This window comes from Lysobacter sp. Soil_N_51 (genome assembly GCF_057655755.1).
This window is the reverse complement of the sequence record NZ_JBDGLR010000001.1, coordinates 530197-546456: the sequence shown is the minus strand read 5'-3', so window position 1 is coordinate 546456 and position 16260 is coordinate 530197. Positions and strand designations below refer to the sequence as shown.

12 protein-coding genes are annotated in these 16260 nt (G+C 67.2%); 7 read left to right on the top strand and 5 right to left on the bottom strand.

Annotated features, from left to right (window positions below):
• Positions 1-52: 52 nt before the first annotated feature.
• Both AC3A4T_RS02515 and AC3A4T_RS02510 read right to left on the bottom strand, forming a co-directional pair.
• The gene (locus AC3A4T_RS02515; RefSeq protein ID WP_487673926.1) at positions 53-796 is read right to left on the bottom strand and encodes a C40 family peptidase; all 744 of its coding nucleotides are present in this window, start codon (positions 794-796) and stop codon (positions 53-55) included.
• 150 nt (positions 797-946) lie between these two features.
• Complete coding sequence (locus AC3A4T_RS02510; RefSeq protein WP_487673925.1) at positions 947-1600, bottom strand: C40 family peptidase; 654 nt, start codon at positions 1598-1600, stop codon at positions 947-949.
• A 59-nt stretch (positions 1601-1659) separates the two neighbouring features.
• Between AC3A4T_RS02510 and AC3A4T_RS02505 the strand changes: the two genes are divergently transcribed.
• Together AC3A4T_RS02505 and AC3A4T_RS02500 are read left to right on the top strand one after the other, a co-directional pair.
• The gene (locus AC3A4T_RS02505) at positions 1660-2139 is read left to right on the top strand and encodes an FKBP-type peptidyl-prolyl cis-trans isomerase (protein ID WP_036114005.1); all 480 of its coding nucleotides are present in this window, start codon (positions 1660-1662) and stop codon (positions 2137-2139) included.
• Between the two features lie 335 nt (positions 2140-2474).
• Positions 2475-3707 (top strand): DUF418 domain-containing protein, encoded by a 1233-nt coding sequence (locus AC3A4T_RS02500; protein WP_487673924.1) that lies wholly within the window; start codon positions 2475-2477, stop codon positions 3705-3707.
• A gap of 91 nt (positions 3708-3798) precedes the next feature.
• Here the strand turns inward: AC3A4T_RS02500 and AC3A4T_RS02495 are convergent, their stop codons facing one another.
• On the bottom strand, positions 3799-5592 hold the full coding sequence (locus AC3A4T_RS02495) for a M4 family metallopeptidase (RefSeq protein ID WP_487673923.1): 1794 nt from the start codon (positions 5590-5592) through the stop codon (positions 3799-3801).
• A 1224-nt stretch (positions 5593-6816) separates the two neighbouring features.
• Here AC3A4T_RS02495 and AC3A4T_RS02490 point away from each other — a divergent pair.
• The 5 genes from AC3A4T_RS02490 to AC3A4T_RS02470 all read left to right on the top strand — a co-directional run bounded on the left by AC3A4T_RS02490 (position 6817) and on the right by AC3A4T_RS02470 (position 13831).
• On the top strand, positions 6817-8106 hold the full coding sequence (locus AC3A4T_RS02490) for an NAD(P)/FAD-dependent oxidoreductase (RefSeq protein WP_487674036.1): 1290 nt from the start codon (positions 6817-6819) through the stop codon (positions 8104-8106).
• Complete coding sequence (gene gorA, locus AC3A4T_RS02485) at positions 8103-9494, top strand: glutathione-disulfide reductase (protein ID WP_487673922.1); 1392 nt, start codon at positions 8103-8105, stop codon at positions 9492-9494. The genes AC3A4T_RS02490 and gorA overlap by 4 nt, the downstream gene beginning before the upstream one ends.
• Before the next feature lie 66 nt (positions 9495-9560).
• Positions 9561-11675 (top strand): S9 family peptidase, encoded by a 2115-nt coding sequence (locus AC3A4T_RS02480; RefSeq protein WP_487673921.1) that lies wholly within the window; start codon positions 9561-9563, stop codon positions 11673-11675.
• Positions 11676-11684: 9 nt separating this feature from the next.
• Positions 11685-12494 carry an N-formylglutamate deformylase gene (hutG, locus tag AC3A4T_RS02475; RefSeq protein WP_487673920.1) on the top strand — a complete coding sequence of 270 codons (810 nt, stop codon included), beginning with the start codon at positions 11685-11687 and terminating at the stop codon, positions 12492-12494.
• The gene (locus AC3A4T_RS02470) at positions 12491-13831 is read left to right on the top strand and encodes a winged helix-turn-helix domain-containing protein (RefSeq protein ID WP_487673919.1); all 1341 of its coding nucleotides are present in this window, start codon (positions 12491-12493) and stop codon (positions 13829-13831) included. The genes hutG and AC3A4T_RS02470 overlap by 4 nt, the downstream gene beginning before the upstream one ends.
• Positions 13832-14017: 186 nt before the next feature.
• Here AC3A4T_RS02470 and AC3A4T_RS02465 read toward each other — a convergent pair whose 3' ends face one another.
• Together AC3A4T_RS02465 and AC3A4T_RS02460 are read right to left on the bottom strand one after the other, a co-directional pair.
• On the bottom strand, positions 14018-14359 hold the full coding sequence (locus AC3A4T_RS02465; protein WP_487673918.1) for a hypothetical protein: 342 nt from the start codon (positions 14357-14359) through the stop codon (positions 14018-14020).
• A gap of 318 nt (positions 14360-14677) precedes the next feature.
• Positions 14678-16243 (bottom strand): right-handed parallel beta-helix repeat-containing protein, encoded by a 1566-nt coding sequence (locus AC3A4T_RS02460; RefSeq protein WP_487673917.1) that lies wholly within the window; start codon positions 16241-16243, stop codon positions 14678-14680.
• Positions 16244-16260 lie beyond the last annotated feature (17 nt).

Here is a 16260-nt window from a genome sequence, read left to right as displayed (position 1 = left end):
GCAACAGGCCGCCCGAAGGCGGCCTGTTGCGTTTGAATCTTGAAGCGCGAACTCAGATCCCGTCGACCCGACGCGCTTCCATGAACTTGCCGCTCCAGTAGCCGCTGTCCAGGCTGGACACGGTCACGTCCTTGCCGGTGCGCGGGGCATGCACGAAGCGGCCTTCGCCGAGGTAGATGCCGACGTGGTCGACCCGGCCGCGACGGCCGAAGAACACCAGGTCGCCTTCGCTCATCGAATCGCGGGCGATCACTTCGCCGGTCTTGGCCATCTCGCGCGACACGCGCGGCAGTTCGATGCCCAGGGCGTTGCGGAACACGTAGCCGACCAGGCCGCTGCAATCGAAACCCTGGTCCGGCGAGGTGCCGCCCCAGCGGTACGGCGTGCCCAGCAGGGCCAGCGCGCGCTGCAGCATGCCCTTGATGCGGCCTTGTTCGGCCACCGGCATGTCGGTCTTGCTCAGAGCCACGTCCTGGCCCTGGCCCAGCAGGCGGTTCAGGTCGGTCGCCAGCAGCAGGGCGCGGTCGGACAGGGTCATCGCTTCCGGCAGCATGTTGCTGGCCGACGGTTGCGGCGCGTCGGCCGAATCGTTGCGCAGCGAGGTCGCCGAAGGGAGGGCGCCGGCGGTCGCGGCCAGCGCGGAAGACTGCTGGGCGAAGGCGGGCAGGGCGCAAACCGCCAGCGAGGCGGTCAGCAGAAGTCGTTGGGTGGCCCGGGCCGAGAGGCCTTGGGCGGTAGCGCGCGGTGCTTGGGGGGTGGCAGCCTTGCGGTTGTGGCGAGTGGTTTGGGTCGTCACTTAGTCATCACGAAGTCGTCACCGGTAGGGGATCATGCCCGTGAAGCGCGAGAGGTTGGTTCAAATTTCGTTAGAGGCTCGTTAACAGGTATGTGATTTTGCTCACATTTCTGACGAGTCTGGGAACCTTCCCGCATTCAGGAAGTGATCTCAGTTCTTCCTGAGAACCCGCTTGGCGCCGCTGTAGTGGTCGCGCCAGTAGGGGCCGTCCAGCCGGTCCAGGCGGACCGTGCCGCCGCTGCTGGGGGCGTGGACGAAGCGGCCTTCGCCGACATAGATGCCGACATGGCTGACGTTGCCCGAGCTGCCGAAGAACACCAGATCGCCCGAGGCGAGCCGGGTCGGCTCGATCTTCGGCCCCTGGTAGCCGGCCAGGTCGCGCGAGGTGCGCGGCAGGTTGAGCGCCAGCATGTCGCGGTAGACGTAGTTGACCAGGCCGCTGCAGTCGAAGCCGCTGTCGGGGGTGTTGCCGCCGTAACGGTACGGCGTGCCGACCAGGCTGATCGCCCGCATCAGCACCGCGTTGGAGGCGCCGGGGTTTTCCGGTTCGACGTGCGGCCAGACCCGCGCGGGCGGCTGCGGGACCGGGCCGCGGCGGACGACCTGCTTGCCGCCGCCGCAGGCCGCGAGCAGCAGGCACAGGCTCAGCCCCACGGCCAGCGCCGGCCACGGCAGTGGCCCGCGTGCTGGCGCGGGAGCGGTGTTGCCGGGATAATGCGCGGCCTTCGTCACGGCCGATAGCTTGGCGGCTAACGGCAGCGGCGACAAGACAATCGATGTCACCTTTTGTGGCGGCCCGCTCATTGCGGCACCGCCGTTCCTTTCCTGATCGCCGCGTGGCGGTCTTCCCAGCCGGATTTGCCATGAAAATCGAGAAAGATCGCGTCGTTCAATTCCACTACACCGTTTCCGAGCAGGGCAGCGAGCCGCTCGAGAGCTCGGAAGGCCGCGATCCGCTGGCGATCCTGATCGGCCACAACAACATCATCCCGGGCCTGGAAAAGGCGATGGAAGGCCACGAGGCCGGCGACAAGTTCGAAGTCGACGTGGTCGCGGCCGACGCCTACGGCGTGCGCCAGGACGGCCTGACCCAGCGCGTGCCGAAGAAGTATTTCAAGGACACCAAGCTGGAAGTCGGCATGCAGGCGGTGCTGCAGACCAATTTCGGCCCGCGCGCGGTGACCATCCAGAAGATCGGCATGAGCGTGGTCGACGTCGACCTCAACCACCCGATGGCCGGCAAGGACCTGCATTTCGCGGTCGAGATCGTCGAAGTGCGCGAGGCGGCCAAGGAAGAGATCGAGCACGGCCATGTCCACGGCGACGGCGGTCACGCTCACTGATCCCTGCGCGGCGGTCGTTGACCTTGCCCAGACCGGACGGCCCGCGCGAGCGGGCCGTTCGTTTTTTCGCGGTCGCGATGGCGCGTCGGAGACGGAGCGCGACCGCCGCGCGGTATCTTCTGGAGACGGGTTTCAGCCTCGATCTCTTCGATCCGCGCACGCCAGGCCGGGATTTCCTGATCGCTGGCGCGATCCGAAAACAAGGCGCCGGGACTGAAGTTCCGCCCCCAATAGCCGCCTGTTATGCAGAAGCTGTCGTTTCACAGCGCATGGTTTTTGCGGTCACCGCGCAGACTGATGCCGATCCCCGTTTAGCCGAGAAGCCGCGCGAACCGATGCGTCCCGTCCCGACCGAACTCGCGCCCATCGCCGAACGCGACCGCCTGCAGGCGCTCGACGCGCTGCGCGGGATCGCGCTGCTCGGCATCCTGCTGAGCAATGTGTCGGGCTTCGCCGGGCCGTTGAACGAATTGCGCGAAGGCATCGATCCGGCCTTGCGCGGTTCGGATCGCGTGTTGTCGGCGTTCGTTTATCTGGTGGTGCGCGACAAGTTCTGGACCCTGTTCGCGCTGCTGTTCGGCATGGGCTTCGCGGTCATGCTCGAACGCGCGCGCAACGCCGGACGCGGTTTCGGCGCGGTCTATCTGCGTCGCAGTTTCGGCCTGTTGGCGCTCGGCCTGATTCACGCCTGGCTGATCTGGGGCGGCGACATCCTGGTCACCTATGCCTTGAGCGCGTTCGCGTTGCTGGCGCTGCGTTCGTTGTCGCTGGATTTCTGGCTGAAGCTGGGCCTGATCCTGTACCTGGGCACGATCGGCTACATGCTGATCATCGCCGCGGCGCTGACCCTGCCGGGCGTGGCCGCGGGCGACGCGGCCGATCTGGCCCGGGCCCAGGCGTTGCGCGCGGTCGAGGTGGCCGCGTACGCGCATGGCGATTACGCCGCGGTCACCGCGCAGCGCCTGCAGTTCTTTTTCGAGACCACGATCGCCGGCTGGAGCATGATGCTGCCGCTGTCGCTGGGTCTGTTTCTGATCGGCGCGTCACTGGTGCGCGGCGGGGTGATCGCCGATCCGGCGCGTTATCGCTGGGTCCTGCGCGCGCTGATCGTGCACGGCCTGCCGACCGGCATCGTGCTGACCGCGATCAGCGTGGCGATCGACAGCGCGCCGTCGCTGGCGGTGTTCAGCGCTTCGTCGATCCTCGCCCAGACTCTGCACATGCTCGCCGGCCTGCCGGTGGCGCTGGCGCTGATCGCGACGGTGGTGCTGCTGTTGCACGGCGGCGCGCGCTGGCCGCGCGCATTCGCGCCGGCCGGGCGGATGGCGCTTAGCAATTACCTGGGCCAGTCGTTGATCGCGACCTGGGTGTTGTACCACCACGGTCTGAATCAATGGGGACGCTGGTCGTACACCACGCTGATCGTGGCGGCGCTGGTCTTGTTCGCGGCGCAGCTCGCGGCGAGCGCGTGGTGGTTGCGGCGGTTCCGTTTCGGACCGGTGGAATGGCTGTGGCGCGCGTTTGCGTACGGCCGTTGGCCGCCGTTGCGGATGCGCGACCGGGCTTGATGCGCGCTCGCGCGGCGCGGGTGATTGCGCGCGGACGGAGCGAAAAAAACGGCCCGCAATGCGGGCCGTTTTCGTGTCGCGCGACGATGGATCAGTTGACGCCGGCCGCCGACCAGGCGCGGGCCACGGTCTGGTACTCGGTGGAGCCGTTGCCGTACAGATCCGCCGCCGCCTGCAGCGTGCCGGCACGCGCCTGCGGATAGGTGGTGCTGGAAACGAAGTAACGGGTCAGCGCGCGATACCAGATCGCGCCGGCCTTGGCCCGGCCGATGCCGACGATGGTGGTGTCGTTGTTGCAGACCAGCTGCGCCTTGGTGTAGTTGAAGCCGGTCTGTGGGGTGACGCCTTCGGCGAACAGGAAGAACGCGCGGTTGCCGACGCCGGAGGTGTTGTGCGGATCGTACTTGCCGCCGCGGTTGGTCAGCGACGCGGTGAACCCGCCGATGGGATAGCAGGCAATCGACTTGCCGTCGGCGTCCTGCTTGAACATCAGGCGCAGCGCCCGGGTGTCGCCGGGATTGCTGATGAAGATCTCCTCGCCGATCAGGTAGTCGCCCGGATCGTTGGCGTTGGCGACAGCGAACTCGACCAGGCTGCCGAAGATGTCGGAGGTGGCTTCGTTGAGGCCGCCGGTATCCTTGACGCCGTAGTAGCCCAGACGCGCGGTCGCTCCGGTTACGCCATGGGTCATTTCATGGCCGGCGACGTCCAGCGCGACCAGCGGACGATAGGTCACGCCGTCGCCATCGCCGTAGTACATGGAGCCGCCGCTCCAGTAGGCGTTGACGTAGTTCCTGCCCACATGGACATAGCTCTTGACGCCCTTGCCGTCGTTGAAGACGCCGTTGCGGCCGTGTGCGCCCTTGTAGTAGTCCCAGGTCGCGGCGACGCCGTAATGCGCATCGGTCGCGGCGGTCGCGCGATCGCTGTTGGTGTTGTTGCCCCAGACGTTGTCGCTGTCGCTGAAGGCGGTGGCGCTGAAGCTGTTGGAGGCGCCGTTCGCGTCCAGGGTCTGGCCGTTGCCGCGGCTGGGATCGGTGAGCTGGAAGCCGCCGCTGACCGAATTGGTGACTATGCCGACGTTGCCCAATGTCAGCGTCCTGCCGGTGCCGTTGGCGGCGGCGGTGTGGACGTGGTCGTCGGCGTGCAGCACCTTGCCGGTGTTGGCATCGACGAAATAGGACAGATCGCCCGGGGTCTGGTCGTTGTGGCGCTCGCCCTTGAGGTCGACTTGATAAGCCAGGGTCGGCTCGGTGCCCTTGGCGAACACCACCAGTCCCTTGTCGTCGATCGAGGCGACCGTGCCTTCGAACGCGCTGCCGGCTTCGATCCGCGCCTGCTCGGCGGTGATGCCGGGCTTGAGCTGCGGACGCAGCGTGGTGCGCATGTTGTCGCCCTGGGTGATCGACTTCAATTGGCCGTTGTTGGAATGAACGACCATGTCGCCGCCGATTACCGGCAGGCCCTCGTAGGTGCGCTCCATGCGCACGTGCTCGGTGCCGTCGCGATCGATCATCACGTCGCGCGCGACGAAGCCGTCCGCCGCGACCAGATTCACTTCCTTGGCGGCGGCATCGCGCAGCAGGCGGCGGGCGCGGTCGGCCGCCGAAGTGGTCTCGGCCTGCGCGGGCGAGGTGCTGGCGAAAGCCAGTTCGCTGCCGGCGCGCGCGCCGGTGTCGCCGAGCTCGGCCAGATGCGGATGCGGGTTCGACCGGCTGGCGGTGGTCGCGTCGGGCGCGACGCGCGCGGTCGCGGTCGCGGTGCCGGCGGCGGGCTGCGCGGTCGCGATGTGGCCGGCCGGTACGTCGGAACGAGCGGAGTGGAACGCCACGCCGACCAGAGCGGCGACGACGGCGGTGCTCAACAGAGCGGTCTTCAACTGCATGTGTGATCCCCTTCAAGAAAGAGCGAGCAATGAGTGATGACGGACACCGCGGAGCAAATGCAGAGGCGACGGATCGCGCTCGGTGCGCACGCAGCGGACGAATCGCAATGCGCTCTTCATGGTGGAGCGCGCGCGATGTGTCGACACAACCTTAGGCCGTCGTCCAGGCCGCGCGCCGTCCGTGCGCGGGCGATAACAGGATGTTAATGCGGGGCTTATCACAGAACCGGAGATTGCTGTTTCGCCCGCGCAATTCGCTATTTTCCTGCGTCGGGCGGCGTCGCGATCGAGCATCAACACAAGCGGTGCCGGCAAGGTGAGATGGATGTGTCTGTCGGTGTTGTGACGAGAATCCGATTGCGTGGGGTGGCGCGTTTGTGATGCGTGGACATCGCTGTGCGTGCAAGGCATCCAGTGCGGCGGTGTTCTGCATGGCGGCGGCGCGGGCGTGGGCCGAGGCGGCCGGCGCGGCGAGCGAACCTGCGCGGCGGCCAGGGCGGGGAAGGGGGCGGAGTCCGAATGGGTAACGCACACAGCCAAGCCCGCGAGTGCGGCGATCGCGGTAGTGCGGAGTAATGCGGTCTTCAATTGCCATGGAAGCGATTCGCGGGAACATCGCGGAAAGACGGCATTCCCGCGGCCGGCCTGGGGGCGGCGTTGAGATGCCGGTGTGACCGGCTCGTCTGCCTCGATGGCGTCGGGCGGTCGTAGCGGGGCGTCGGGATCAACCTGCGCCACTGCTATGGTGTGAGAGATCCATTTTCAAAAATGGAAAATGTGAGTGAGGTCGCAAAGTCCTTGGGTTTGAGACAGTCTCAGGACTCATTGACCGCGGCGCGGGAGCCGCCACCGTTCGCGCGCGAGGCGTCGATGCCCTGATGGCTGTGCCGATTGCGGCATCGGATTGCCGGGCCGGTGCCTGCGGGCCTCGCGCGATCGTCGCCTGGCCGCCTGGCCGCCTGGCCGCGATCTGGATCGGCGGACCGGTTTCGCTCCGCCGCCGATCCGGGCGGGATCGCGTCGCAACACCGGGCGGGAGCCTCGCCGGCGCACTCTGTCTCAGTGCAACCCCACGTCGCCGAAACCCTGTATCCGATCCACATCGCGATCACATCCGCGCATGCTCGTTACTATGTCGGCGGTGCCGCACGAAACGGCCCATGGCAGTGCCGCGCCGCCGCGCGCGGATCGGTTCGAACCAGGCGACGGAGCACAATGGGCGCAGTGCAGGTGGGTGAGGATTCGGCGGCCGCCGTCGCGGGCCGCCGCGAGGACGTGATCGTGGTCGGCGCGGGCGTGATCGGGCTGACCTGCGCGCTGGCGCTGCTCGACAACGGTCGCGCGGTGCGGGTGATCGATGCGCGCGCGGTCGGCGCCGGCAGCTCGCACGGCAACTGCGGGACCATCACCCCGAGCCACGCCACGCCGCTGGCCGCGCCCGGGGTGATCGCGCAGGCGCTGCGCTGGATGCTGACCCCCGACGCGCCGCTGTACGTGCATCCCAAGCTCGATCCGCAGCTGTGGCGCTGGCTGCTGGGCTTCGCCGCGCGTTGCAATCCGCGCGACTGGCGGGCCAGCGCACAGGCCAAGGCGGCGTTGTTGAACGACTCGCGCGCGCGCCTGGAGGACTGGGTGACGCGGTATGGCCTGGTCTGCGAATTCGACAGCTCCGGCGTGGATTACGTCTTCCGCGATGCCGCCGCGTTCGCCGCCGGCCAGCACGAGCTCGATCTGCTGCGCGAATTCGGCGTGGGCATCGAGCTGATCGACGGCGCCGCGTACAACGTGCAGGACCCGGCGTTCAAGCCCGGCCTGGCCGGTGCGATCCGCTTCGATCACGACGCGGTGCTGCGCCCGGACAAGTACGTCGACGAACTCGCGCGCAGCGTGCGCGAGCGCGGCGGCGAGATCGTCGAGCAATGCGGCCTGCGCGGCGTGCAGCGCCGCGACAACGCGCTCGAACTGGACACCACCCGCGGGCCGATGCGCGCGCGCGACGCGGTGATCGCGCTGGGCGCGTGGTCGCCGCAGTTGTCCGACGCGATCGGTCTGCCCTCGCTCAAGCGGGTGATGCAGCCGGGCAAGGGCTATTCGATCACCTACGACCGGCCCGCGCTGACCCCGCGCCGGCCGGTGGTGCTGCGCGAACGCAAGGTCTGCGTGACCATGTGGGACAGCGGTTTCCGCCTGGGCAGCACGATGGAATTTTCCGGCTTCGACGACAGCCTCAACCCACGCCGCCTGGCCGCGTTGGAGCGCGGCGCGGCCGAATATCTGCATCAACCTGTCGGCCCGGTCGAGCGCGAGCGCTGGCAGGGCTGGCGGCCGATGAGCCTGGACGACGTGCCGCTGATCGGCCGCGTGCCCGGCCGCGACGGCCTGTGGCTGGCGACCGGCCACGGCATGATGGGCGTGAGCATGAGCGCCGGCACCGGCCAGCTGATCGCCGACCTGATCGCCGGGCGCGCGCCCGCGATCGACCCGCATCCCTATCGACCGGAGCGTTTCGCTTGAACGCAGACGAATCACAACTCAAGGCAGACCCCGCCCACTTCGACCTGATCGTGATCGGCGGCGGCTCCGGCGGCCTGGCCGGCGCGTTCCGCGCGGCCGAATACGGCGCGCGCGTGGCCTTGCTCGAACCGCATCTGCTCGGCGGCACCTGCGTCAACGTCGGCTGCGTGCCGAAGAAGGCGATGTGGCTGGCCGCCGACATCGCGGGCAAATTGCGCATGGCGCAGTCGCTGGGCTTCGCCGTCGACAGCCCGCCGAACAAACCCTGCGAACTGGACTGGCCGACCTTCATCGTCCATCGCCAGCGCTACATCGCCAATATCCACGACAGTTACCGTCGGCGCCTGGATGCGGCCGGGATCGTGGTCCAGCCCATGCGCGCGCACCTGATCGACGCCAACACGATCGAATGCGAGAACGGCGTACGCCTGCAGGCCGCGCGTTTGTTGATCGCGACCGGCGGGCATGCGGTCAAGCCGTCGATTCCCGGCGCCGAACTCGGCGACACCTCGGACGATTTCTTCAACTGGCGCGCCGCGCCCGAACGCGTGGCGATCGTCGGCGCGGGCTATATCGCGGTCGAACTGGCCGGGGTGTTGCAGGCGCTCGGCAGCCGGGTCGAGGTGTTCGCGCGCGGCCAGCGTTTTCTGGAAGGCTTCGATGAAGAGCTGACCAAGCAATTGGCCGACGATTACACCCAGAGCGGCGTGCATCTGCATTTCGGTCATGCGGTCGCCGCGCTGGAAGCCGATGGCGCGCGAGTGCGGTTGCGCGGCGTCGACGGTTCGCTCAGCGAGGCCTTCGACAAGGTGCTGTTCGCGACCGGGCGGCGGCCGAACACGGCGAACATCGGCCTGGAGCGGGTCGGCATGATGCTCGATCCGAACGGCCACATCATCGTCGACGACCTGCACGCGACCAACGTCGACGGCGTGAATGCGATCGGCGATGTCACCACCGATCTGCCGCTGACCCCGGTCGCGATCGCCGCCGCGCGCCGGTTGATGGATCGTGTCTACGGCCAGCGCGAGGGTCGGCTCGATCCGAACGATATTCCGACCGTGGTGTTCTCGCATCCGCCGATCGGCAAGGTCGGCCTCACCGAAGACGAGGCGCGGGCACGACATGGTGACAATCTGCACATCTATCGCGCCGGGTTTCGGCCGATGCTGTACGCCCTGGCCGAATCGCCGCAGCGCAGCCTGTTCAAGCTGATCTGCGTCGGCGAGGAACGCCGCGTGGTCGGCATCCATCTGCTCGGCGAGGCCGCCGACGAGATGCTGCAGGGCTTCGCGGTCGCGCTCAAGCGCGGCATCACCCTGGACGACCTGCGCGATACGGTCGCCATCCATCCGACCAGCGCCGAAGAAGTGGTGCTGATGCGCTGAACAAACCAAGCCACGGGAGCAGGCGGCATGAAGGGTAGGGATCGCGGGAACACACGGTCATGGCGCTTGCGCGGCGCGGTTCACGCGGCGCTGGCGCTGGCCTTCGCCTGCGCGGGACTGGTGCACGCCGCCGAAACGCGGGCCAGTCCGGGCGAGTTCGACATCGCCGACCTGCTCAGCGCGCCGCAACCCGAACAACTCGTGGGCGCCGGCAATGCGCCGGTGATCGCGTGGGTGTCGAACGAACGCGGCGTGCGCAATCTATGGTCGGCGCGCGCGCCGCAGTTCGCTCCGCGCCAGTTGACCGCGTTCGACGAGGACGACGGGCAGTTGCTCAGCGCGTTGCGACTCAGTCGCGACGGTCGCTGGCTGGCCTATGTGCGCGGCGGCGGGCCCGACGCGGCCGGCAACAACAGCAATCCCACCGGCGATCCGGACGGGCAGGAGCAGGCGGTGTGGCTGGTGGCCAGCGACGGCTCGTCCAAGCCGCAGCGCATCGCCGCCGGGCGCTCGGTGCAGTTCGCGCCGCAGGGCGATGGCTTGATCGTGCAGGGCCGTGGCATCGGCTGCTATCCGTTGCCGGGCGCGGCCGCGCCGGCGTGGTGCAAGGAAGCGCTGATCAAGACCCGCGGCGCCAATGCCGCGGCCGGGTTCTCGCCCGACGGCAAGTTGCTCGCGTTCGCGAGCAACCGCGGCGATCACGGCTTCATCGGCGTGCTCGACCTGGACAAGCGCGAAGTGCGTTGGCTCGGCGCGGATTTCTACAACGACAGCAACCCGGTGTTCTCGCCCGATGGGCGCCGGGTCGCATTCCTGCGCAGCGCCGCCAATCGCCCGGGCGAGCAGTTCGACCTGACCAAAGCCAATCCATTCGAAATCTGGACCGCCGACGTCGCCACCGGGCTTGCGCGGAAAGTTTTTCGTTCCAGCGACAACGCTGGCGGCTACGCCCAGTTCAACGGCGCCGCGCCCTTGCTGTGGAGCCGCGACAACCGCCTGATCTTCGCCTCCGAACAAAGCGGCTGGCTGCATTGGTACGCGATCGCGCCCGAAGGCGGCGAGCCCACGCCGCTGAGTCGCGGCGAATGCGAAGCCGAAACCGTCGCCCTGGCCGACGACGACGGCGCGTTCGTGTTCAGTGGCAACTGCGCGCAGATCGATCACCGGCAGCTTTTCAGTGTCGATGCGAAAGGCGTGGCGCAGACTTTGCTCAGCGCAAAAGACGAAATTTCCACCGAGCCGGTGCTGCTTGGCGACCAGTGGATCGCGTTCCGTCATGCCGATGCGCGCCGGCCGACCGCGATCGCGGTGATGCCGCGCGGCGGCGGCGAGCCTAAGCGGATTTTCCCGGCGAGCTTGCCCGCGCAGTTCCCGATCGATCGTCTGGTCGTGCCCAAGACACTGAGCCTGCGCGCCAGCGACGGCGTGACCTCGCATGCGACCGTGTTCGAGCCGCCGGCGAGTTTCAAGGGCAAGCGCGCGGCACTGATCTACGTGCATGGCGGCCCGATCCGGCAGATGCTGCCGGGCTGGCACTACAGCAGCTATTACTACAATGACTACGCCAGCAATCAATGGCTGGCTAGTCGCGGTTACGTGGTGTTGGCCTTGAACTACCGCGACGGCACCGGTTACGGCCAGCGCTTCCGATTGGCCGACAAACAAGGTCCGCGCGGCGCGAGCGAATACCAGGACGTGCTCGCCGCGCAGGCCTATCTGGCCAAGCGCGACGACGTCGACGCGCGCCGCATCGGCATCTATGGCGGCTCCTACGGCGGGTTCCTGACCGCATCGGCGCTGTCGCGCAATTCCGATCTGTTCGCAGCCGGCGTCGACCGCCACGGCGTTCACGACTGGCGCGAAAGCGCCAAGGGCGGCGACAACAGCGGCCTGTGGGGGCTGGGGCCGGATGAATTGGAGTTGGCGTTCAAATCCTCGCCGGTCGCCTTCGTCGACGGCTGGCGTTCGCCGGTGCTGTTCGTGCATGGCGACGACGACCGCGCGGTCAAGTTCTCGCAGAGCATCGATCTGGTCGAGCGCTTGCGCGCGCGCAAGGCGCCGGTGGAAACCCTGGTGATTCCGGACGAAGACCACTTCTTCCTGCGCTACGCGACCTGGCTTGCGGTGCATCGCAGTACCATGGACTTCTTCCGCCGGCATCTGCAGTCCGGCGCCGACTGAGTCGTCGTTATGACCATCCCGCCCCCGACCGAGCCCGTATTCCAGTTGCATCGCGGCACCGCGCCGCTGTTGATCAGCCTACCGCACGACGGCGAGTTGATCCCCGACGCGCTGAAGGCGCGCATGGTCGAATCGGCGCGACGCGCGCCCGATACCGACTGGCATGTCTCGCGCTTGTACGATTTCGCGCGCGAACTCGGCGCGTCGATCCTGGTGCCGCGCTACTCGCGTTACGTGGTCGATCTGAACCGGCCGCCCGACGACACCTCGCTGTACCCGGGCCAGAACACCACCGGCCTGTGTCCGGCGGTGCAGTTCAGCGGCGAGGCGGTGTACCTCGACGGCCAGTCGCCGGATGAGGCCGAAGTCGCCGAGCGCGTCGAACTGTATTGGCGCCCGTACCACCAGACCCTGGTCGCCGAACTCGACCGCATCCGCGGCGAACACGGTCGCGCGGTGTTGTGGGAAGGCCATTCGATCCGCGGCGAAGTGCCGTTCCTGTTCGAAGGCCGCTTGCCTGACCTCAACCTCGGCACCTCCGGCGGCAAGACCTGTCTGCCCGAGTTGCAGGCCGCGCTGGAAGGCCTGCTGGCCGCGCAGAGCGATTACGACTGGATCGCCAACGGCCGCTTCAAGGGCGGTTACATCACCCGTCATTACGGCGACCCGGAGATCGGCGTGCAGGCGGTGCAATTGGAGCTGAGCCAGCGCAACTACATGGACGAAGAGTCCTTCGCCTACGACGAAGCCAAGGCCGCGCGCCTGCAGCCGCTGTTGCGCAAGCTGTTGAGCGCGACCCTGGCCTCGCAGGACGCATGAGCCGGGCGCGCGTGGCCGCTGCCGGCGCCGCGCGCGCAACCGCGGACGCGGCGTCGTCGGGCGAACCGGCATCGCAAGCGATCGCGCCGGTCTCGCCCGTTTCGCCGCTCTCGCTGACCCAGGCACGCGCCCTGCACCTGCATGCGCAGGGCCTGCTCACGCGGCCGCGCAAGCGCGCGAGCCGCGCCGATGCGCTGGCCGCGATCGCGCGCATGCAGTTGCTGCAGATCGACACCATCCATGTCGTCGCGCGCAGCCCGTATCTGGTGCTGTTCTCGCGATTGGGCGACTACCCCGCGCAGTGGCTGGAAGAGTTGCTGGCGCAGCGCGCGATCTTCGAGATCTGGGCGCACGAAGCCTGCTTCGCGCCGATGGACGATTACCTGTTGCATCGCAACGCGCTGGAGCAGCGCGCGCACCACTGGGCGATCCGCAACGCACGCCAGCATCGTCAGGACCACGGCGAGCAGATCGATCGTCTGCTGGCGCATATCCGCGAACTCGGTCCGGTCAAGTCGTCCGACTTCGAACGCGAACAGCGCGGCAGCGGCGGCGGCTGGTGGGGCTGGAAAGACGAAAAACGCTGGCTGGAAACCGGTTTTGCGCTGGGCGAGCTGATGGTCGCGCGGCGCGAGAATTTTCATCGCGTCTACGACCTGAGCGAACGCGTAGCCGGTGTCGCCGTGCCGGGCTGGGACACGGATGTGCTCGACGCCGCGCAGGTGCGGCGCGAAACCGTGCTCAAGTCGGTCAAGGCGCTAGGCATCACCCAAGCGCGATGGATCGCCGACTACTACCGCACCAAACCGCGCCTGCGCGATGCCGACCTCGATGGCTTGGTCGACGAAGGCGTGTTGCTGCGCGTCGCGGTCAAAGGCTGGAACGCGCCCGGTTACGTGCATGCCGATCATGCCGCCGTGCTGGCCCAGGCCGCCGCCGGCCGCCTGCGCGCCAGCCATTCGACCCTGCTGTCGCCGTTCGACCCCGTGGTCTGGGATCGCGAACGCGCCAGCGAATTGTTCGACTTCGATTACACCCTGGAGTGCTACACGCCCGAGCCCAAGCGCCGCTACGGCTATTTCGTCTTGCCGATCCTGGTGCGCGGCCGGCTGGTCGGACGCCTGGACGCGAAGGCGCATCGCGCCCAGGGCGTGTTTGAGGTCAAGGCGCTGTACCTGCAAGAAGGCCTCGACGGCGACGAAGCCTTGGCCGCCGATATCGCCCGCGCGATCGACGACTGCGCGCGCTGGCACCAGACCCCGACGGTGAAGCTGACGCGTTGCCGGCCGGCGGCGTTCGCCAGGCCGCTGCGAGCGGCGTTGGCGGCGCTGGGCTGAGCGATCGGCGCGGAAGCTGCGTCGCGACGGGCGACGATCAGCGCGGCCGCGGCCTGCTGGCCGGCGTCATGCGCGACTCAACACGCCATGAAGGCCATCAGCAGGACCACATCGTCGTCCTGCAGCGGCAGATCGCGATCCTGGCGCGCGCAGAATTGGTTGTCGCCGCGCCGCAAGAAATCTGGCCTACACGCCCTTGGCGATCAGCACATACGCCGCGACCAGCCCCAGCAGGGGAATCATGTTGAGCACTAGCGCCGGCACCGCGATGCCGCGCCGCTCGCCGCGGAACAGCGCGGTGATCGCCAACAGGCTGCCGAACAGCCAGCTGGCCGCGCTGTACATGATCGCCTTGCCACTGCAGTGCAGACTCCAGTCGCCGCACTGGTTCTGCGGAGTCAGGCTGAACACGATCGCCCACGCCAGCAACGGCCCGAGCAGCAGGGCGAACCAGGCGAGCACGCCGAACAGGCGGCCGGCGGAATCGGCCGCGGATTTGCGTCGGATGGTGTCGGTTTCAACGGCCATGGCCATGGTCCTCGCCGTGAGGTCGATCCGGTCGGTGTGGGGCGGAATTGCAGCGTCCTTTCATATTGATCTCCTGATCGCGGGGCGATGCCCGCACGATGCGGCATTAAGCCGCATGACTGCGTGATTATGTCGCCGGGCGCGTGCGGGCTGGGCGTGTCGAAAACGCAACGCTGCTTGCGGTGACGTTGGGGTCGAGCAGACGCCTTGGGAAGGCTGGGCCGGCACAGAGCCGTCGCAACGCTTCGTTGGGGCCGCGTGAGAGCCCGCGGTTAGGCGCCTGCACCAAGCCATAGATCATGGTGGTCGCTGCCGCGGTCATTGAGCGGCGTAGCCCAGCAATCCTTCATAGCTTGCGCCGCCGCAAGACATTTGCGCGGATACGAAGTGATCGCCCCCATTGCGGCAGCGGTAGAGCGGATAAACGTCGGGATGGCTGGGATCCAGACTGAAGCCGATCACCGAATCCAAGGTGCCGGCGCCTTCGCAATTGCGATCGGTAGTGACGAAATCTCGGTAAGCGCCTTCGATCGGTGAGTTGATCCAGCACCGATAGATGGCGCCGCCGCCGTCCACACCCGCCAAAGGTCGCAGGCCGAACTTGTGCGCGGCCAGCGACCGCGGTTGCTCCTGGGCGTAGCGGGCCTCGTAGTGAAAGCCGCCGGACATCAACTGATAAAGAGTCCACTCCACGACGCCGCCGCGATCGAGTTGGTAGGGCAGGGATACCTCATTTCCGGTTCCCTGCGCTTGATTGGCGTCGATGGCGCATTTGTCGCGGTCGACCACGCCGGGCGAGGTAGTGGTGCAGCGGTCGCCCGCATTGATCTGGCGGTAGAGCTCGCCGGCGCCAGCCACGATATTGGTGTTGAGCCGCAAGCCGTTGAGGATCGAATTCTCGTTGCGCAGCAGCGCCGCACCTGCATGGTTGTAAACGTAGTTGTCGCGAATCTCCAGGCCATTAACGACTTGGGCCGGCTGGTTGAGCGCGCTGAATCCGCCCGCCTCGATGGCCCAGACCGGACGGTGATAGGCCGGTGAACTGGCGCAGTTGTCACAGCGTCCATCGCCGATGATGTTGCCCTCGACCATGGTCGCGTCGCCTAGCGGAACGTAAATCTGGCCGCCGTTACACGGTTCGTTGTTGCCCAGCCCGCACCAGTAGTAGATGCCGTGGCGATGATTGCCCAGGAACAGGCTGTTGCTGACTCGATTGGCTGAGCTGTTGTACAGCGCGACTGCGTTGGTGGCCGCTGCAGTGAAAATCGACCGGTCGATCGCAATACTGCTGGAACCATGGCTGCCGCTAGGTCCTGCGAATAGCCCCATCAAGCCAGCATTGTGTATTTTCGAGCGGTCGAGCAGAAATCCGTTCATCCCGCTGGCGACTACGGCAAAACCGCCGGCGTCGTAAACCTCCATCCGATCCATAGTCACATCGGTGGAGTCCTGGGCCAGTAAGGCGATGGTGGCCGGACAGGCCTCACCCTGATAGCAGGGGGCGGTCGTGAGCGCGGGCTCTTCCTGGACGATCAGATTCCTGATGCGGATCCGATTTGAATTCGTTACCGACACGGCCTGGCACTGGGTGGTGTTGCCGGTTCGAGTGATGCGATGGCCGTTGCCGTCGAAGACCACGTCGGATTTACCGGCAATTCGCACCAGAGCCTGGCCGCTGGGACAGCATTGCGCCCCGTTACACGTCAAGTCGGCCCGCAAATTGATCTGATTGTTGTTTCCCCCGGACGCCAGGCATGTCGCCAGCGACGGCAGATCGGACGCATCGCAGGCAGCCAATGCGGGGCGCGCGAATGCGGACAGCATCAGCGCGGCGAAGATGAGAATCGGCGGCTGCAAGCGTTGCAGCAGGGCAGACCATTCCATGGTGAGAATTCCTTGAG